We start from the raw sequence: 20,145 nt of genomic DNA on the forward strand, positions 1-20,145 counted from the left end.
TTAACAAAATCACGCGCTATGGTAGCAGCGACCGCCCTGTTTCATCGCCCGGGACATGAGTTTATCGGCTGTCTTAAGCAGCTCAACCACTGTATCGCCATCGTTTGGAAACATAGCAACGCCTATGCTGACCGATAGTGCCACATTCACACCATTGATCGCAAAGGGCGCGCTAAAACTACCGATAATGCCATCGGCCACCTGACACACGGTATCGAGGTCTTTGCTGCGATTTAACACCATCACAAATTCATTGCCACCAAAACGTGCCAAGGTATCAGATTTACGCACCGCCACTTTAAGTTGCTGAGCACCCTTCGCCAAAACACTATCACCCACCTTATGACCGTAGGTCTGGTTGATATCAGGCATATTGTCAAAACTGATAAACAGCACGGCAAAAGGCGTCATATCACGTCTGTGCATCAACACAGATTGCTGCAATCTGTCATCAAGCAAGCTACGGTTTGGTAGACCGGTTAAGGCGTCAAACTGACCCGCCTGAGAGATCTCAAAGGCCAGCTCTCTTGCGAGAATCTGGCGGCTGTAGTGTCCTCGCCATAGCAAATAAGCAATTAAAATAAAGCTCACTAATGCCAACGCATAGAAACCATTTTGGTAGTTCAACATCGTCTGCCAGCGACTTGTATCCTCTTTTACCCAATGCTGATAAATGGCCTGTTGTCGATCAGGGGTTAACTGGGCGATCGCCTGGTCCCACATAGGAACCAGCTCTTTATATTTTTTATTAAAAGCAAAATGGCTCTGCTGCTGCGAAAAATCGGCCAACACGGACATCTTTAATGCCTTGTAGTCGCCCTGCTTTAACACCATGGCCATGTTGATCACTTTCTCGATAAAGGCATCGGCCTTACCTTGTGCCACCGCATCTACCCCGGCGCGACTATTGGGAACGATCACTAGCTCTATGCCGAGATCTTTATTCATCAGGTTGGCGATAAGCTGATAGCCTTCGACGACCGCTAAGCGCTTGCCACTCATCTGACTGAGATTGAATACCGTCACCTGATTTAAGTGAGTCACCAAGCCCCATGGTGACGGCCAATAGGCACTACTAAAGGCCAATTCCCGCTCGCGCTCTGGCGTGTAGGCGACGCTACCAACAACATCTACCTCGCCATTTTTTAACGCATCGACCAAACTATTCCAGCGTTCATAAGCAACCGGTTGCACCTCAATGCCAAGCTGCTCGGCAATCCAGGTCGTGATCTCACTGTTGATGCCCATAAACTCACCACGCCCGTTAGCGTATTCCATCGGTGCCCAGGCACTAAGGTAACCCACTTTAAGCGTGCCCAAGCCTTGCAAATATTGACGCTGGGCCGGCGTTATCGTCACTGAACTGAGGAGAGTGTGAAAGCTGCGATCTTCTTTATCCAATATCCATTTACTCTCAATCGCGGCCAATTCGGCTGGATTAATAAGCTTAAATCCAGCAGCGATGCGCTGGGCGAGGCCTTTATCTTCGTTTCGCGTTAACGCATAAATGTCTGTGGTAAAGTCAAGCTGGCGATACTGATGAAAGTCAGGCCAGGAATCGGTTCGTAGTAAGTAGTGCTGGGTCCAGGCTGATGCCGCCACGAAAGCCGCGATGTGTCCCTGCTGCGCCGCCTCAATCATCTGGGTCACATTCATATAAAGCTTTAGTTCAGATTCTGGTAACGCCTGCTTGAGCTTATCCAGATAGGGAGCGGTAGGCACGGCGCCAACCCGTTTCCCCTTAAGCTCATCCAGACTCGTCAGCGGACGCCCATGACTAAAGATGCGACTCTTGACCTGATAGGTTTTCCAGGCGCGGGTAAGATTAGTCTTCATAGTATCGCTTTCAGGATAGCCCACATGAATATCGGCCCTGAGATATTTGAGCTCATCCAGGCTGTCCTCCATGGATGCCGGGCGAAACTCTACCGTAATCCCTGTTTTTTTCGACCAGAGTTTCCAGATGTCGATATAGAGTCCATGGGGCTCGCCATCCCCACCTGTATCGGCAAAAGGTTGAATGCCTGTTGTGGTGGCAATCACTAAAGTATTGCTATCTTGGCTAAAGCCTAACCAACGTTTGTCTATCTCTGTGCGGCTGGCCTGACTTAAGCGCTCAAAGCCGCGATTTATCTGACTGATCAACTCCGTACGCCCGTTCCTTACGGCAGGCACCAAAGCGGTTTTTTTTATTAACAAGCGATTGTCTAGGGGAAACTCCTCGAGCACTGCTCGGCTGACCGCATTATCTTTAAGGTAGCCTTCCATGCCCGCAAACACATCAACCTCACCCTCTACTACACCGCGCATGAGATCGGCCCGGCTATTATAGTAGCGATAACTGAGCCCATTGACCTGTTGACTCAAAATTGACTCATGAGAAGAGCCCTTCACGATACCAATGCGGTAAGGTAACAGGTCTTCGTAACTCTTTTTGTTTTTCAAACTATTGCGCACATAAAGATAGGTGCTGACATAAGCAATGGGCGCTGCGAAATCAAAATACTGCTCACGATCTTGAGTGATCCCTAAGCCAATATGGATATCGGCATCGCCCTGGGCCACCTGGGTAAGCGAATCCTGCCAATGACGTGCGACAAATACAACAGGCACCTGAGTCTGGGATGACCACTCCCGCCATAGATCCACCAAGACCCCTTTGGCATCACCATTTTCATCGATAAACTGATAGGGATAACTGTCCTCCCCAAACACCAAGATCAACGGTTTTTGGCGCTCTTCGGCCATGGCATGAAACCCGAAGAGCAAGGAGACGGCAAACATCAAGCGAATTAGTAGTGTCAAAGAATATTCCCAGTATCGTTTAAAAAAGCGCTTAAGCCTTAACCGACTAAGCAGTGCCTGACTCAAAATCAAGTTAACCCGGTACAAAGAGCTCAACTCGGGTTTAAAAAAATGGCCTCTTTCCTTGGTTGCGAAAGACAAAGTCACGGCGCTGTAAAATATATGTTGTTATTAAGATATTAGACAGAATTTTATTCCTAATTTCCAGTACTAGACTTGCTGCGAACTGTTATCATTAGCTAGAATGAAATATTGAATTTACTCAAAAAACTCTGATGAACTCAACACAAGATACTATTTACGCACAAGCCTGTGAACATATCAGTGACTTTCAATTCGATGATCGAGTTGCTGGTGTCTTTAGCGACATGATCCGCCGCTCAGTTCCCGGATATGGACAGATCATAAATACCCTAGGTGATTTTGCCGATAAGTGCGTCTCTCCCGATTCAAATATCTATGATTTAGGCTGCTCATTAGGCGCCGCCACCCTTAGCGTACGCCGCCGTATTGAAGGACGAGGATGCCATATCATTGCCGTGGACAATAGTGAATCTATGGTCGAGCGCTGCAGGCAGCACCTTAACGCCTATGTTAGCGAAACCCCGGTAGACCTTGTCTGCGCCGACATTCGCGACATCGATATCCAGAACGCTTCTATGGTGATTTTGAACTTCACCATGCAGTTTCTCGCCCCAGAAGACAGACAGACGTTAATTGCAAACATCTATCGCGGCCTCAAACCCGGTGGCATATTAGTATTGTCGGAAAAGCTAGTGTTCGACGATGCGCCCGTGCAGCATCTGTTGGACGAATTGCATCTGGACTTTAAACGGGCTAATGGCTACAGCGAATTAGAGATCAGTCAAAAACGCAGCTCGCTTGAGCATGTCATGAAACCTGATACGCTGGAGCAGCACCAACAGCGCCTGACAGATCAGGGTTTTAGTCATTTCAGTGTCTGGTTTCAATGTTTTAACTTTGCTTCTATGGTGGCCATCAAGTGATCAGCTTCAGCTCTTTTTATCAACAAATCGCCGATTCAAACCTCCAGCATTGGCTAGAGGAACTTCCGGCGATCCTAGGCCAATGGCAGCGAGAGCATAAACATGGCAACCTGCCAAAATGGGAAAAGGTGCTCAACAAATTGCACTACCCTGCGCCAGATCAACTCGATTTCAGCACCAAGGTGGCTGTTGGCAGCGGCGAACAACTCAGCCAGGGGCAACAGGAAAAACTGAAGAACCTGCTGAAGCTCTTTTCACCATGGCGTAAAGGCCCGTTCGATCTTCACGGCATTCATATCGATACCGAATGGCGTTCAGATTGGAAATGGGAGCGCGTACAGCCTCACATCTCACCTTTAAAGAATAGAACCGTGCTCGATGTCGGCTGTGGTAGTGGTTACCACATGTGGCGCATGCTAGGAGAAGGCGCTAAGCGTGTGGTCGGCATAGACCCATCCCCGCTGTTTTTGTGTCAATTTGAAGCAGTAAAGCGCCTAGCCGGCACTGAACATCCCGTGCACCTCTTGCCCCTTGGCATTGAGCAGTTACCGCCGCTCGATGCCTTTGATACCGTGTTTTCTATGGGTGTGCTTTATCATAGACGCTCTCCTATAGATCACCTGTTTCAATTAAGGGATCAGTTAAGAACCGGCGGCGAGCTCGTGCTGGAAACGCTAGTCGTGGATGGCGATGAAAACACCGTACTTGTGCCTGGTGATCGCTATGGCAAGATGAATAATGTCTGGTTCCTGCCTTCGGCCAAAGCATTAGAAGCCTGGCTCAAAAAAGCCGACTTTGTCGATGTTCGTTGTGTCGATATTGATGTAACCTCATTAGCAGAGCAGCGAACCACAGAATGGATGCCAAACGAATCATTAGTCGATTATTTGGACCCCAATGACATCAGCCTGACCGTCGAGGGATATCCTGCGCCTAAGCGGGCTACGTTTATCGCCGTCAAGAATCAGCCTAATAAAGATTTGATTTAAAAGAATAGTAAATGGAAAACACTATGTTAAAACAGATAACTACCCTCGCTTTAGTGACAAGTCTTGTTGGATGCGCGGCAACACAAGCGCCAGAACAACCTGCGCCTGTCGATATTGACACCTTCAATGCCAGCCTTAGCGAACAAAAGAGCGAGCTAGTGGCCTTAATCAACGCTAATCAAACCGAACAACAAGTGGTGCTCTCTTCACTTTCAACCCAACTCGATGGCCTCAGCCAGCAGCTGGAGGAGGTTAAGCACCAACCTGAAAAGCAAGTGGTTCAAGTGCCAGTTGAGTGTGACCCGTCGCCTATTGGGGATAAGTTTATCTTAGGGGCGGTAGAGCACGTCTATATTGATGAGATCAAAGCTGGATTTGAAACCCGTATTGACACTGGCGCCGAATCTTCCTCACTTGATGCCCATAACATCATACTGTTTGAACGTAACGGCAAGCAGTGGGTACGTTTTGATGTGTTTACCCAAGGCGCAGACAAGCCAGCAGAAACCTTCGAATCAAAAGTCGAGCGTTTTGTACGCATCAAGCAAGATGGTGATGAGAATGACAGACGTCCGGTGATCCATGCTCATCTACAGATTGGAAACTACAAGGCCGAAACCGATCTCAACTTAGTCGATCGCAGTCACCTGGATTACCAACTCCTGCTGGGTCGTAAGTTTATGCAAGACATTGCCGTGGTAGATGTGGGGCAGACTTTTGTGCACGGTAAGAAAAATCCATCAAATACAGTAAAATAAGAATAGGATATTAACCTGATGCACTCTAAAAAGCCTTTTTATATCTTAGTCGCACTACTGTTTATTGCTGGTATTGCGGCAAGCGTTTATCGTGGTATCGAGCATAATGTACCCTTCCTGCCGGGCGAGCAGGTTCAGAGCTGGGCAGTCGACGCTAAGGTCAGTTTTCAGGGCACAGGACAGCCTGCTGAAGTCACCTTCTCAGTCCCCAAGGATCCCGCGTTTGAGATCTTGGCAGAAAACGCTACTTCACCGGGTTATGGCCTCTCGGCTACCGAAGATAACAATGGCCGCCAGGTCACTTGGTCTACCCGTGAAGCAATCGGTCAGCAAGATCTTTACTATAAAGTCACCTTAGTGCCAACCGGTAAGAATGAAGTCCTGGCCGAACAGGAACCTGCTACACCGCAAGCCTACAACTGGTCTGCTACCGAACAGGCGGCAGCGGAACAGGTAATGAATGAAATTTGGTCACGCAGTGCCACCAACCTTTCGTTCGCTCAGCAGCTCAACAAAAGCTTTAATGCCACCGAGCGTAGCCAGAACCTGGAGCTGTTGCTAACCACCAACTCCCGCGCCGACCTCTTTATCAGAATGCTCAACAGCAAGGGGATACCAGCCAAGAAAGTCAGCGGGCTGTTTTTAGAAGATCAACGCCGTCGCCAGCAACTGACCACTTTTGTCGAAGTGTACCATCAGGGCCAGTGGATCATCTTTAACCCAGCCGATGGTAGCCAAGGACGTCCAGACAATCTGCTTATCTGGGACAGAACCGCTAAATCCACTTTAGATGTGGTTGGTGGTGTTAACTCTCAGGTGAACTTCTCCATGCTGCAGGACACACGTTCCGCACTGGCGACCTCTATCGACATGCTGAAGAATAAAGATGCTCTCGACTTCTCCCTCTATCAGCTGCCGCTTGAAGAGCAGAGTCTGTTTAAAGGTATTTTGCTGATCCCTATCGGTGTGCTCATGGTGGTCTTTTTACGCGTGATCATAGGTATCAAGACATCTGGTACCTTTATGCCAGTGTTGATCGCCCTGGCCTTTATTCAAACCACGCTGCTGACGGGACTTATCGGCTTCCTCTTGATTGTTGCCTTCGGCTTGATGATCCGCTCCTACCTGTCGGATCTCAACCTCTTGCTGATCTCACGGATCTCGGCGGTCATCATAGTAGTGATCGGCATCATAGGCCTGTTCACCCTGCTCTCCTACAAGTTTGGCCTTAGTGAAGGCTTAACCATTACCTTCTTCCCGATGATCATCCTGGCATGGACCATCGAGCGTATGTCTATCCTCTGGGAAGAGGAAGGCGCAAAAGAGGTCATGGTACAAGGCGGCGGCAGCTTGTTTGTGGCCACTTTAGCCTATCTCGCCATGAGCGCTAGCTGGGTTCAACACTGGGTGTTTAACTTCCTGGGTATTCACTTGGTTATCCTGGCGACCGTACTCTTAATGGGTCAGTACACAGGCTACAAGTTATTAGAACTTAGACGCTTTAGGCCGCTGGCGGGAGAATAAACATGCTATTTGCCCGACCACACAAGCTTAAGGAAAATGGCGTCCTTGGCATGAACAAACGTAATATCGACTATATAGGTCGCTATAACCCGCGTAAGTTCTACAAACGCGTAGATGACAAGCTCACGACAAAACAGCTGGCGCTGGCCAACGATATCGCCGTGCCCGCGCTTATCGGTACCGTATGCCAACAACACGAGATCATACATATTCCCGAGATGGTCAATAACCGCGATGGTTTTGTTATCAAACCCTCCCAAGGGTCCGGTGGTAAAGGGATTTTGGTGATCACTAAGGTGGAGAATGGTCATTATTTCAAGCCTAGCGGCCATGAGGTGACTCCTAGCGAGATCGACCGCCATATCTCAAATATTCTTAGTGGGCTTTTCTCCTTAGGGGGCAAACCCGATGTGGCGATCGTTGAAGGCTTGATCGAATTCGACCCTGTCTTTGACGGCTACTCCTTCGAAGGGGTGCCCGATATTCGACTCATTGTCTTTAAGGGCTTTCCTGTGATGGGAATGCTCAGACTCTCGACAGCGGCATCTGATGGCAAGGCAAACTTGCACCAAGGAGCTGTAGGCGTTGGACTTGATATCGCCACTGGACGCGGCCTACACGCAGTGCAGTTTGACTGTCCAATAGAGCTGCACCCAGACACAGACAAGAAACTCACCGATATTGAAGTGCCCCACTGGGACACTCTGCTCCATACGGCATCAAAAGCCTATGAGATGAGTGAGCTTGGGTATTTGGGGACTGACATGGTACTGGATCAAAAACTCGGTCCACTGCTCCTAGAGCTCAACGCCCGTCCGGGATTGGCAATTCAGATCGCCAATGCTCAAGGGATATTGCCGCGCCTAAAGCACGTCGAGCAGATGAAAAACAAGTCTATGTCAGTCGAAGAGCGCGTCGCTTATGCTAAAACGCATTTTAGCAGTCTCACTAGCGCTTAACTTTAGTTTGGCGGCTGAGGCCGCCTCTCCCATCACCCTGCTGAGTCAGCAATGTATCGACTATCAGGTCTCTTTGTCTCAAGCTCAGGTCAGCATTACACCTATGCATGCCAGTATCGAGCTGGAGCGTCAGCTTATCGGCCTGTTTAACTTAAAAGACAGTGTACGCTTCTATCGTCAATATCCTCTCAGCGCTGATGACAAAGAGGCTCTGCTACAATGTCAGTTGCATCTGGCAGATGAGTTTGCCCGCTTAACACAATCTCCGTGGATAATAGAGCAAAGTCAGCTTTGGACGCAAAATGAGCAATCCGGGCTGCGCCGTTTCGGCCATCACCTAATCAGGCAACTCAAAGAGCAAATAAGCCCAGAGCAGAAATCCAGAATCCACACGGCACAAGCAAGCGTTGCCCACGGCCTAAGGCAAAAGAACCTTTCCCTGGCTCTTGGCGCCTCACACTGTGAGCTTCAACATCAAACAGAACATCACAGCGCATTTGAGAACGATACTAAATCCTTTGATCGCTCAATCGCCAGTTACCTGATTGCCCAGCAAGATATCAGTTGTAAGCGCCAGGTGTGGCAGGCGTATCAGACAAGGGCAAAAGAGCGAAATCAAGCGGCCGTTTCGCAAATATTGTCCACCAAACAGGAGATAGCCCAGCAGCATCAAGCGCCCGACTATGCACATTGGGTGCTGAGCAGTCAGCTGCTTAAATCACCAGCCCAGGTTAAGCGCTATCTTGATACTATGACGCAAACCACGATTGCCCCCTGGATGCTCGGTACCCAGTTAGCCAGCCTCCCCAAGGCCGACATTGCCCCAGTATCGGCGGCTAACATGTTAGAACAGATAGAGGAAAAGCTCAGTCCTTTCGGTCTGCTCATTGAGCCCGTCAACCACAAGATGAGCCGACTTTGGCATCATGGACGCCTGTTAGGCGATATCTTTCTGGCGACGACGCCAGATATAAGGGTCAGTCCCCTAAGACAAGCGGTAATTGGCCAGCAATTTGGTCAGTTGACGCTTTCATCTCCCGAACAACTGGAAGACTATCGCGCCCAGGAGCAGTTTATCACTAGCATTGCCGAACTCGTGGCGCGTATGCTGCCAGGTGGGCATTACTATTTGAACAACACTCTGGGCGACACCCAAGACACCCAAGCATTAGCGAGCCAATGGTTAACACTCTACCTTACAGGACAACTACTACCTACCCTGCCCATAGATAGCCGCGAGGCTCAACTCGAAGCCTTTTCGACTCAGCTTAAGGTCTTTCGAAGCAAACTGGCACTGATCGCCTATCAAACAAAGGCCGAGCGCAGCTATCAGGATCTCAGCCAGGAATTTGCCTTGAGTTTTGGCGAGCCTTGGCCACAGGCCTATGATGCCCTGTACAGCTTCACCGGCGCCGTTAACCAAGGTCCGCTCTATTATCTGGTACTGTGGAAAAAGAGTCTCGCTAAGCAGATCCAAGCCCAGTCGCGACTCGATACACAAGCCTTATTTGATCTCTTACTCGTTAACGAACAACAGCTCAGCCTTGATGATCAACTCACCCTTATATTTGGCGACACAACACCTGTCGTAAACCTACTTGAAAGGAGGCAACATGTTCAACATAGCGCCATACACTAAACTCTTAGGCACATTCGCGCTCTCTTCAGTCCTCTTGCTGTCGACTCAATCTGCCGTTGCAAAAACAACCGCCGCATTAGATGCGATGGGCGTAAAACAAGCCATTCAGACGAACCTAGAAGATCACCTTTACCAACTGCCCCCCAGAGTACAGGGCCATTATGGCATCAGGCTCTATCGCATGACGGGTGATGAACAATACGCCAACGCCGCCTTGGTGGACCTTTACGCAGTGACAGAATCACAAGCCTTTTACGCCTGCCAACTGGATAAGCCTGGATTTATTGAGAATGAAGCGCTGTCAGCGATTGATGTGCTGGGTAATGGCCCCAGAGCCAAAGCACGTAAGAAGGCGTTACAACCCTTCCCCGAATTTCTATTCTATACAGATGTATTACTGAGATTCTCGAGTCGTATCGATGAATTTGGCTTGCAGGGTCCTTGTCATGACAAACTAGTCAAAGCCCTTAAGTCAACAGATCTGAAGCGCGGTTTGACCGATAAAGCCATGATTGAGGCTTGGGCAGCGCAATTAGTCAACTATGTCTACTGGGCCAAGCAGCTGGGCGTGGGCGATTATGTGCAAGACTACAAGGCTGCCTTTAACCGTGTTTACCCTCAAAGTCGAGATGCCAAACTCACTAAGAAGCAGTTCCGCAACAAGATCTACGGCATGACCCACTTTATCTTTGCCGCCAGTGAATATTACCAGCAGCCGGTAGATAGTAAGACCTTTGCCTGGATCTTGGATTACTTCGAGGCCAATATCGACAGGATCCTCGCCGATGCCACCGACGATATCATCGCCGAAGTGGGAATTAGCTTCCATCTGGCGGGCATGTCCGACAATCCTGTTGTGAAAAAGACTCAGGCGCACATCATATCGGCCTTCGATCCTAAGGTGCAGACCATCCCCTCGCCGCGCGGCAATCCCGATCTTGCCTTGGGTGAGCATCGTAATGTCTTAGCTATGATGCTGTTAGACTGGCCTGAAACCCTGTACCAAGGCCCCTATTTGCACCAACTTAAAGCGACCAAGAAATATATGCCTAAGTTAGTAACCATAAAACCTAAACAGCCGCAAAAATAGCAAAGGGTAGCGAGCATGAGTCAAGCCAAATCCACCTTTGAACAGTGGCGCATTCTCCAGGCTGTAGTCGATTACGGCGGTTATGCCCAGGCGGCAGAAAAGTTAAACAAGAGTCAGTCGTCGCTCAACCACGCCGTGGCAAAATTGCAAGCACAGCTGGGTGTTGCACTATTGGAAGTCAGAGGGCGCAAGGCTTATTTAACCGAAAGTGGTGAGGTTCTGCTTAGGCGCTCACGGCACATCACCCGATCTGTGACTGAGTTAGAGCAACTAGCCAATAATCTGGAAAAAGGCTGGGAACCCAGCCTGCTCCTCTCCAGAGAGTTGATCTACCCAATGGAGCACCTTATCGATGCCCTGGCAGAATTTGAACCCCAGGGCCGAGGCACAAGGATCACTATATTGGATTCAGTGATCAGTGGCAGCGCCGAGTTAGTGGAATCGGAAAAGGTCGACATTGCCATCATAGGCGGCGCAGCGCCTAAAGGGTACCTCGCACAGCCTTTATGCCATGTGGACTTCTTTCTGGTCTGCCATCCCTCTCACCCGTTGGCGAGTATGGATATGCCCCTCGATGATCAGACCCTGGCAGAACAGTTACAGATAGTGATTAAAGATACCGGTCAGATCAGCCGCGGCGAAATGGGGTGGCTCAAAGCGGAGCGCCGCTGGACGGTTGCTAACTTTCATGAAGCCTTGGTGGTACTGGCAAAAGGCCTGGGATTCTGCTGGATCCCGAGTCATCTGGTCTGTGGCGCCATCGAGCAAGGTAAACTGACACGGCTGGAACTTAAAGGCTCGACCCACAGACAAGTCCCCTTAAGTCTGGTGATCCCCAACCGCGATAAACAGGGACCAGCGTCCCAACTACTTGAGCAGCTTATCTTGAAAAATCACGCGATTTAAAGGGAGAAAGCAAACGAAGATGGACTAGGCTGAGCCCCCTGATAACGGGCATTGAGGGCCGATTGGCTATAGACTTCAGCCTTGTTTTCTAAGATTTGACGACTGATACGCTCAATAGTTTGTGAGGGCGCTCTATCATTATCCAATGCTGAGGGGGAATCGACTCTGCTGGCTGATATTTGGCCTTTATCATTCACCAGCCCTGCCACCTTGGGCGTTACAGGGTCAGGCAACTGACGCTGCTGCTCACTCTTACCCGCATCAATTAATGGCTGCATCTCTTTGGGTGTCATCACGCTCTGCTGACGCTCTTGAGCCAGTTCAGCTTTTGCCGCATTCATCTTGCGCAGCGCCTCGCTGGCTACACGAATATCCGCCATAGAGGGCGTCATAGGCGCCATAGCAGCGGCGTAAACCTGCTTCATCTTATTCAAGGTCGCTAGCGGATCACCTGGTACCGAGGAGATATCGATCGCCACCTCACCATCGACGGCGTAACGACGACCATCGCTTCCCTGCTCATATTTGAAACTCGGGCTGCGTGCAAAAGTACCGCCAACACTGGCATGAGCCTGCTCATGGGCTCTCACCTCAGCGTCACGTTTTGCCAGCGCCTGCAACTCGGCCTCCTGTGCCCTATCTAACTGCTCAGCATCAACCTCTTTGTCCTTAAAGGGATCATAGCCTTGCTGCTCGCGCGCATCTGTCTGACTAAAGACATTAGCTCCTGAACCTTGTTGCGCGGCTGGATCTCCGGCGGATTCGCCCGCATCCTCTTGTGCTGGATTAAAGATCGTTTCCACCTGATCTTTAGCAAAGATATTACCAATCCCATTGGCTTCACCTGTGTCTGCAGCGCTCGTTTCACTCGCACCAGAGCCAGTGTTTATTCGCCCTTGGCTAGCAGCTGGATTAGCGGCGACTTGGCCAGGCGCGCGATTAATCAGTCCATTTACCCCTAGCGCCCCTTGAGACAGGCTATAGCCACCGCGGCTTTGCTTGCTTACAAGACGATTGCTGTCGCTGATATTAACCAAGTTTTTAGTGGGCGATAGTTCTGTCTTAAGGGTCGCGGTTTGACCTGATAAACCCGCACTGGCAATACTCGGCGCGGTTGAGCCAGATGCAGACGTCACAGGAGATCGCGTGGCTAATGTTTGTAAGCCATGTGTTTGTGAGCCTTGTGTTTGCGGGGCTGGTGTTTGTGGGGCTAGCGTTTGTGGGGCTAGCGTTTGTGGAGCTAAATGTTGCGCAGTCAGTGTTTGCGCCGAAGAAACTGGCGTTACTGAAGTACTGACTGAAGGATTTGAACTGAAGCGCTGTCCAAGTGAAGACGGCGAAGCATTTAATCGCATCGCCGTTAGAGATGGCGCAGTCATGACGCCGGTCATGGGGTTACACCTTAATGTCTATCACTGTACCCAGGGTTTCGTTTGCTGTTTCGAGTACTTCTACCGCAGCTTCCCCTTGGTTTTTCGACTCGATGGCTGACACTAAAGCCCCGGTTTTATCGGTCGCACTAACGGGATTGGTTGTTTCTGTCGAACCCGCCTCACTCGTTTGAGGCTGACTGGGTTTTGCCACATCAACCGTTGCCTGCGTCAGGCCTGATTGCGCACCTTTTAAGCCCGCTAACCCGGATGAAAAACTTGATGGTATTTCCATAATCTAACGCCTCTTTAGGCAAGTCACAGTTATGGCTAATTATTAACCAAAAGCCTGTGAATGTACAGGCTTTCACGCCCGGGTAGTTATCTGTTTGAATTGATTAGCTTGCCCCTATCCAGTTGGCTTCCCAATCTTTCCATACCGGAGTAAAGCCCCGCTGCCTAAGGACCTTGACCACCTCGGCTGCACTGCGCTCATCACTGATCTCAAACTGATCCAATTGAGCATCAGGATTTACATAGCCGCCAGGCTCGGTGCGGCTTCCGGCGCTCATCTGAGTGATCCCAAGGCCAAGCAGATTATCGCGTAACTTAGGTGTCTCTCGGGTGGAGAGGCTGATCTCCAACTGCTCATTAAACAGTCTGAAGGCGCAAATTAGCTGTACTAATCCCCGATCAGACAGTTGCACCTTAGGCGTAATCCCCCCGACACAGGGCCTTAACCTCGGCAGTGAAATACTGTAGCGACTGCGCCAGAACCGCCGCTCGAGATAATCGAGATGGTGCCCCATCAACAGCGCGTCCATACGCCAATCATCCAAGCCTAAGAGGACCCCAAGCCCTATCTTATCCACGCCGGCTTGGGCGATACGCTCAGGTGATGCTAAACGATAGCCATAGTCTTGCTTATTGCCCCTCAGGTGATGTTTCTGGTAGGTGGTGGGGTCATAGGTCTCCTGATACAACATAACAGCATCCAACCCTCTTGCCACCAGTGCGTCGTAAGCCTTTGTGCTCAAGGGCTGCACCTCCATGGCCACATGACTAAACTGCGCCTTTACCTGTGGCAGCACGGACGAAAAATAGTCCAGCCCCACCTTAGTCTCATGCTCGCCGGAGACTAAGAGAATCGAGTCGAATCCCTGAGGCTTGATCACCGCCATTTCGGCGGCTAGCTCCTCCGCGCTCAATACCTTGCGCTTAAGCTTGTTACTCATGGTAAAACCACAATAATCGCACTCATTGGCACAGAGATTAGACAGATACAGGGGCAGATAGAGACCTATGTTGTGACCAAAACGCCGTCGGGTCAAAGCCGCAGCTCGCTGAGCCATCGGCTCAATATAAGCTTCGGCAGCCGGAGAAAGTAGCGCCAACAGATGATCAAGATTGCCCTGCTCCCCCGCAATTGCCGCTTCAACCTGGGCAGGTGTGGTCGAATACAGCCTTAACTTCAAGGTCTCTCTGGAAAGCTTAGCTAGCTGCTGAATAAAACTCATCAATCAGACTCCGCTAAAAATCCAGTCAGCGACTGCTGTGGGCTGGTGCCTATCGCCCTGGCGTGTACCTCGGCCAGTCCTGCTTCATAAGCCTTACGCCCAGTCGCAACCGCCTCGGCAAAACAAAGCGCCATTTTTACAGGATCCCGACTGGCAGCAATCGCCGTATTGACCAGTACGGCACTTGCCCCCATCTCCATCGCTGCCATGGCCTGTGAAGGGGTTCCTATTCCCGCATCCACCACTACGGGGACATTGGCCTGCTCTATGATGATCTTCAAAAAAGTAGCGGTTGCGAGTCCCTGATTAGAACCAATGGGGCTGCCTAAAGGCATCACAGCGGCGCAGCCCACCTCTTCCAATGCTCGGCACAACACGGGATCGGCATGCACATAGGGTAAAACCGTAAAACCGTGTTCACACAACACCTTAGCGGCATTAAAGGTTTCAATAGGATCGGGCATCAGGTATTTGGGATCGGGATGGATCTCAAGTTTCACCCAAGAGGTCCCCAGCACTTCCCGCGCCAACTCGGCGGCAAAAATTGCCTCCTTGGCATTGCGGGCACCAGAAGTATTGGGTAGCAACTTAACACCACTTTGCCGCAGGGGAGCAAGAATATCGTCAAAGCCACCTTTAATATCGACACGTTTCATTGCCAAGGTCACCAGTTGCGAGCTACTGGCAGCCAAGGCCGCGAGCATCTGATTAGCAGAGGAAAACTTGCCCGTGCCAGTGAATAAACGCGATGAGAACTGAGTATCGCCTAGGGTTAACATATTATCCTCCTGCCACTACACCAAAAATTTCAACCACATCATCTGCTTCACACTCAGTCACAGCCCACTGTGACTTAGGTACTAGCTCACCGCCGCGCACTAATGCCACGCTGTCCAAATTGATCGATTGCGCCATTAACATTGCCTGCAAGCTGGTCCCTGTTGGCAGCGTTACCGGCAGGCCGTTGACACTTATTCTGATCTCACTCATCTATCTCTCCTTTGCCATGTCGGCGCACACAGGGCAGTGAGGATCGCGCCGTAATCTCACCTTGTGCATCTCTGCCATTAGGCCGTTATATCGCTGCATTTCCCCTAGCCCACCCAGTTCCATGATCAGCTTAAGGGCCAGTAGCGCCTGCATCGATGCCATAGTGCCGACCATAGGCCCCAGCACACCAAGGGTTGAGCAGTTTTCACTGACTCTTAGTTCGGCGGGAAAAACACAGTGATAGCAGCCCGCCTCAGGCGCCCTTGATAAATCGAAGGCCATCAACTGACCACTGAAATGCGCAGCAGAGCCCACGACATTGGGCAGATTGGCTGCTACGCACGCAGCGTTTACACAGTGGCGGGTGGCAAAGTTATCACTGCAATCCAGTACCAGATCTACATCACCGAAAAGCGCCCTGGCGTTTTGCCCATTAAGGCGCTCAGTCTTGGCTGTTATCTGGCAAACATCAGCATTGTAATGACCTGAGCGCAGTTTTTGCTGAGCCACCAAGGCTTTGTACTTGCCGCAATCATCAAGGGAAAACAGTAACTGCCGCGGCAAGTTACTCAGCTCAACCTTGTCGTCATCGATGAGCGTCAGCCCACCAATGCCGGCCGCGCTCAGATACTGGGCGCAAAGCTGACCTAAACCACCTACCCCGACAATCGCTACGCGAGCTGCCATCAGGCGTTGCTGGCCGGCTTCGCCCACTTCCGGCAATAAGATCTGCCGAGAAAACTGGATAAATTGTTGATCAGCTAGCGGCATCACCATTCTCCCAAAGGCTGAGCAACTCAAGATAGGCATCGCCTGGCGATGCAGCCTGGGTTACCGCCCTGACAAGCGCCACGGCGTCGACACCTGTCGCTTTAACGGCTTCGAGTCGCGATTTATCTATGCCGCCAATCGCCACCCGCGGACATCCAGGATCAAAAAGAGCCACCAGATGCTTGAGGTTCTCTAGCCCCTGTGCCTTTGACGGCATTGACTTGGTAGGAGTTGGGAAGATATGCCCTAGAGCGATATAAGATGGCTTGAGTTGGCACGCCAGCGCCATCTCAAATACCCCGTGACTCGAGAGCCCAAGCGCCATCCCCGCGTTGGCAATTGCCTCAAGATCGGCATCAAACAGATCTTCCTGACCCAGATGGACGCCAAATGCGCCGTGTTTTACGGCCAATTGCCAATGGTCATTGATAAAGAGCTGAGCGCCATACTCTCTCCCAAGATCAATGGCATCAACTATCTGACGCTCTAACTCATCTGTGGTGCTCACCTGTTTTATCCTAAGCTGCACCGTGCTGGCACCTGCTGCCAGCACCTGTGATAGGGTCTTAACATCACCTACCACGGGATAGATACCTATCGGCTGGGTTAACGCAGGAAAGCTAAGCGCAAGGCCATGAGGAGAATGGTGTGAAATATGCCTTAGAAAATCAGGCCCCTTGTAGTTTTCTGCATCGATTAAGCTTATCTTAGCGAGGCTTTTCAACCCCTTAGGCCAGCCACAACGCTCTAGTGGCCCCGAGCCTGCGCCTACCGGGCTAGCCGCCGCTATCCCTTGACCAACATAGGCTTTAGCCAGTAAGACCGCATCATGCAACACCAAGCCATGAGCGAGTAAGCTCGCAATTGCCGATGAGAGCGTGCAGCCGCTACCGTGGTGGTTTGGGTTATCACTTCGCTCGCTACTAAGGCGAAATCCCCTATGCTGATGCAAAGCTGAGGTATGAGGTACCCGATGGCAGACAAAGTGATCCTCGGCGTACTGCGCTTGCCAAAAGGTCCCCTTATCGCCCCCGGTTATCAAGAGGTTACAGCCCAGATAACGGGCTAAATTCTGCGCCTTAGCAGAGATCCCTTCACTATCATTACCCACTAACGCCGACAGTGCCTCAAACTCATGGCCATTGGGAGTCATCAGGGTAAGTAGCTGCCTGAACGGGGAAAAATCCAGTCCCTTATCAGCCTCAGCACTGACTAGCGTGTCTCCACAGGAAGCGACCATCACAGGATCTAGTATGATAGGGACCTGATAACCAGTGACCTTGGCGTGTGATGTAAAATGCGTCGCCAGCCAATCAGCAAGCAGATCAATCTGACGCTGATTCGCCAGCAAGCCAATTTTTATCGCCTTTGGCGGCAGGTCAACCAGCAAGGTGTTGAGTTGATTGAGCAGCAAGGCATCGTTGACCTGCTCAACACCATTGACCGCTACCGAATTTTGCGCGGTCACACAGGTGATCACGCTGCAGCCATGGCCGCCGAGATCCGCTATGGTTGCCAGATCCGCTTGAATCCCGGCGCCGCCACCGCTGTCCGAACCGGCTATGGTCCAGACGATAGGTTTAACACTGCCCATGGCTATACCTCTTCAACGTCGGCCATTGTGGCACTGTGATAAAGGGCGCCACCGGTCTGCTTAAACTGCGCCGACATCTTCTCCATCCCTTGCTGGATCTGTGTCTGAGGCGCTGCCTCATAAGCCTGGCTGTGCTGTACCTCAATCGCCTGCGCCTGACTCTCTTGCGCCGCGGCGTACTCACGTACTTCCTGAGTGATTTTCATTGAACAAAACTTAGGGCCACACATGGAGCAGAAATGGGCAACTTTGGCCGATTCTTGAGGTAAGGACTCATCGTGGAAAGCTCTGGCGGTATCGGGATCTAATCCCAGGTTGTACTGATCCTCCCAGCGAAATTCGAACCTTGCCTTCGACAAGGCATTGTCGCGGATCTGAGCGCCAGGATGCCCCTTGGCCACATCCCCGGCGTGGGCCGCTATCTTGTAGGCGATCAGTCCCTGTTTCACATCTTCCTTATTGGGCAGCCCCAGATGCTCCTTAGGGGTGACGTAACAGAGCATGGCACAGCCATACCAGGCAATCATTGCCGCGCCGATCCCCGAGGTGAAATGATCATAACCTGGCGCGATATCTGTGGTTTGCGGGCCTAAGGTATAAAAAGGTGCCTCATCACACAGCTCGAGCTGCTTATCCATATTCTCTTTGATCAGCTGCATCGGGATATGCCCCGGGCCTTCTATGATAGTTTGCACATCGTGTTGCCAGGCGCGCTTAACCAGCTCCCCTAAGGTTTCAAGCTCAGCAAACTGCGCTTCATCGTTCGCATCGGCAATGGAACCTGGACGCATACCATCCCCAAGAGACAAAGAGACATCGTAGGCCGCGCACAACTTACAGATCTCATCAAAGTGCTCATAGAGGAAGTTCTCTTTATGATGAGAAAGACACCACTTGGCCATGATAGAACCGCCGCGGGATACAATACCGGTCAAACGTTTCGCCGTCATGGGCACATAACGCAGTAAGACACCGGCGTGAATAGTAAAATAGTCCACCCCCTGCTCCGCCTGCTCAATCAGGGTGTCCCTGAAGATCTCCCAGGTGAGATCTTCGGCAATGCCGTTGACCTTCTCCAGCGCCTGATAGATGGGAACCGTGCCTATGGGCACAGGCGAGTTACGAATGATCCACTCGCGAGTCTCGTGGATATAGCGGCCGGTTGAAAGATCCATTACAGTATCGGCGCCCCAACGCGTCGCCCACACCAACTTCTCCACCTCCTCTTCGATAGAGGAAGTCACCGCGGAATTCCCTATATTGGCGTTGACCTTGACCAGAAAATTACGGCCAATGATCATAGGCTCGGCTTCTGGGTGATTGATATTTAAAGGAATGATCGCCCGGCCAGCGGCCAGTTCCTGACGGACAAACTCTGGGGTTATCGCCTGGCCCACCTTGGCGCCAAAGCTTTCCCCTGCTGCGCGCTGGGTCAACACCTCATCGGTCACAGTATCGCGAGCCATATTTTCCCGCAGGGCCACATATTCCATCTCAGGGGTGATGATGCCGCGTCTGGCGTAGTGCATCTGGGTTACCACCTTGCCATCTTTAGCGCGTCTCGGCCTTGGCAGATGTTCAAACCTTAAGTGATCCAGTCCCTCATCGGCCAAACGTTGCTGGGTAAAACCCGAGCTTGCCTGGCTTAGCGTCTGGGTATCGTCCCGCTCTGCGATCCAAGTACTGCGCAGCTTATCCAGACCGCGACGCACATTGATATCTGCCTTAGGGTCTGAATAGGGACCGGCACAGTCATAAACCTTGATTGGCGGATTCTTTGCAACAATGGGCGCCGATTGGGTACCACCAATCAGCGTATCGGACTGATGGATCTGGCGCATGGCAACCTTGAGGTCGGCTCGACTCCCCTGCAAGTAGATCTTCTCTGAATTAGCATGTTGTAGCGGTTTTAGATTATCGATAAAGGCCTGGGCCTGGGCTCGAGTTTCACGACGTGTTGACATAAGCAATCTCACTATTGAGTTAAATGAAGTTGCTTGTCTGGAGAAGTTGGCGTTGAGGGCATTAACCTCGGGCGACATAAGATGATCGCACCAGGTCAAAAATATGGTTTGATAGGCAAGTTTAAGGGCAAATTATCGCCTACAAAATAGCCTTTACCAAGGTCATATTATGCTTGTTTCCTTCGCAGGGACTAACCTGATCAGGTTCAACGGATCCCGAATTAACGGTCTCAGCCTAATGGCACTCCGACAAGAGGTGCCC

At 51.0% G+C, this 20,145-nt stretch carries 17 protein-coding genes and 1 riboswitch; of the genes, 8 read left to right on the plus strand and 9 right to left on the minus strand.

Features of this window, described 5'->3' with window-relative positions:
- Positions 1-9: 9 nt before the first annotated feature.
- Complete coding sequence (locus tag L2712_RS06270) at positions 10-2,805, minus strand: transporter substrate-binding domain-containing protein (RefSeq protein ID WP_248977223.1); 2,796 nt, start codon at positions 2,803-2,805, stop codon at positions 10-12.
- Between the two features lie 275 nt (positions 2,806-3,080).
- Here L2712_RS06270 and cmoA point away from each other — a divergent pair, with 275 nt between their 5' ends.
- The 8 genes from cmoA (at position 3,081) to L2712_RS06310 (ending at position 11,677) form a co-directional block, all read left to right on the plus strand.
- Entirely contained in the window at positions 3,081-3,812 is a 732-nt protein-coding gene (gene cmoA, locus L2712_RS06275) for a carboxy-S-adenosyl-L-methionine synthase CmoA (RefSeq protein ID WP_033538101.1), read from the plus strand.
- A complete protein-coding gene (cmoB, locus tag L2712_RS06280) occupies positions 3,809-4,801 on the plus strand; it encodes a tRNA 5-methoxyuridine(34)/uridine 5-oxyacetic acid(34) synthase CmoB (protein WP_248977224.1) in 993 nt (330 codons plus the stop codon). Before cmoA ends, cmoB begins: the two co-directional genes overlap by 4 nt.
- A 23-nt stretch (positions 4,802-4,824) precedes the next feature.
- Entirely contained in the window at positions 4,825-5,559 is a 735-nt protein-coding gene (locus L2712_RS06285; protein WP_248977225.1) for an ATP-dependent zinc protease family protein, read from the plus strand.
- Between the two features lie 18 nt (positions 5,560-5,577).
- Positions 5,578-7,083 carry a UUP1 family membrane protein gene (locus tag L2712_RS06290; protein ID WP_033538099.1) on the plus strand — a complete coding sequence of 502 codons (1,506 nt, stop codon included), beginning with the start codon at positions 5,578-5,580 and terminating at the stop codon, positions 7,081-7,083.
- Positions 7,084-7,085: 2 nt separating this feature from the next.
- Positions 7,086-8,042, plus strand: a complete 957-nt coding sequence (locus L2712_RS06295; protein WP_088904563.1) for an alpha-L-glutamate ligase-like protein — start codon at positions 7,086-7,088, stop codon at positions 8,040-8,042.
- Positions 8,005-9,681 carry a hypothetical protein gene (locus L2712_RS06300; RefSeq protein WP_248977226.1) on the plus strand — a complete coding sequence of 559 codons (1,677 nt, stop codon included), beginning with the start codon at positions 8,005-8,007 and terminating at the stop codon, positions 9,679-9,681. Before L2712_RS06295 ends, L2712_RS06300 begins: the two co-directional genes overlap by 38 nt.
- Before the next feature lie 85 nt (positions 9,682-9,766).
- Positions 9,767-10,771 carry a DUF3541 domain-containing protein gene (locus L2712_RS06305; protein ID WP_248977396.1) on the plus strand — a complete coding sequence of 335 codons (1,005 nt, stop codon included), beginning with the start codon at positions 9,767-9,769 and terminating at the stop codon, positions 10,769-10,771.
- A 15-nt stretch (positions 10,772-10,786) separates the two neighbouring features.
- A complete protein-coding gene (locus L2712_RS06310) occupies positions 10,787-11,677 on the plus strand; it encodes a LysR family transcriptional regulator (RefSeq protein ID WP_248977227.1) in 891 nt (296 codons plus the stop codon).
- On the opposite strand, the gene L2712_RS06315 is transcribed toward L2712_RS06310, so the two are convergent.
- The 8 genes from L2712_RS06315 to thiC all read right to left on the minus strand — a co-directional run bounded on the left by L2712_RS06315 (position 11,674) and on the right by thiC (position 19,883).
- Positions 11,674-12,813: a putative metalloprotease CJM1_0395 family protein gene (locus tag L2712_RS06315; RefSeq protein ID WP_248977228.1), complete on the minus strand. Its 1,140-nt coding sequence runs from the start codon at positions 12,811-12,813 to the stop codon at positions 11,674-11,676. The two genes, L2712_RS06310 and L2712_RS06315, sit on opposite strands and share 4 nt — an antisense overlap.
- Before the next feature lie 259 nt (positions 12,814-13,072).
- Positions 13,073-13,342: a hypothetical protein gene (locus L2712_RS06320; RefSeq protein ID WP_033538093.1), complete on the minus strand. Its 270-nt coding sequence runs from the start codon at positions 13,340-13,342 to the stop codon at positions 13,073-13,075.
- 103 nt (positions 13,343-13,445) lie between these two features.
- Positions 13,446-14,564, minus strand: coding sequence for a 2-iminoacetate synthase ThiH (gene thiH, locus L2712_RS06325; RefSeq protein WP_248977229.1), 1,119 nt, complete (start codon positions 14,562-14,564; stop codon positions 13,446-13,448).
- Entirely contained in the window at positions 14,564-15,343 is a 780-nt protein-coding gene (locus tag L2712_RS06330) for a thiazole synthase (protein ID WP_248977230.1), read from the minus strand. The genes thiH and L2712_RS06330 overlap by 1 nt, the downstream gene beginning before the upstream one ends.
- A 1-nt stretch (position 15,344) precedes the next feature.
- Complete coding sequence (gene thiS, locus L2712_RS06335; protein WP_248977231.1) at positions 15,345-15,554, minus strand: sulfur carrier protein ThiS; 210 nt, start codon at positions 15,552-15,554, stop codon at positions 15,345-15,347.
- Positions 15,555-16,325 carry a HesA/MoeB/ThiF family protein gene (locus L2712_RS06340; RefSeq protein WP_248977232.1) on the minus strand — a complete coding sequence of 257 codons (771 nt, stop codon included), beginning with the start codon at positions 16,323-16,325 and terminating at the stop codon, positions 15,555-15,557.
- Positions 16,312-17,919: a thiamine phosphate synthase gene (gene thiE, locus L2712_RS06345; RefSeq protein WP_248977233.1), complete on the minus strand. Its 1,608-nt coding sequence runs from the start codon at positions 17,917-17,919 to the stop codon at positions 16,312-16,314. The genes L2712_RS06340 and thiE overlap by 14 nt, the downstream gene beginning before the upstream one ends.
- A 2-nt stretch (positions 17,920-17,921) precedes the next feature.
- Positions 17,922-19,883: a phosphomethylpyrimidine synthase ThiC gene (thiC, locus tag L2712_RS06350; RefSeq protein ID WP_248977234.1), complete on the minus strand. Its 1,962-nt coding sequence runs from the start codon at positions 19,881-19,883 to the stop codon at positions 17,922-17,924.
- 160 nt (positions 19,884-20,043) lie between these two features.
- Positions 20,044-20,142: riboswitch (TPP riboswitch) on the minus strand.
- Positions 20,143-20,145: the final 3 nt, after the last annotated feature.

The sequence above is a fragment of the Shewanella marisflavi genome (genome assembly GCF_023283925.1).
Classification (GTDB): Bacteria; Pseudomonadota; Gammaproteobacteria; order Enterobacterales; family Shewanellaceae; genus Shewanella; species Shewanella marisflavi.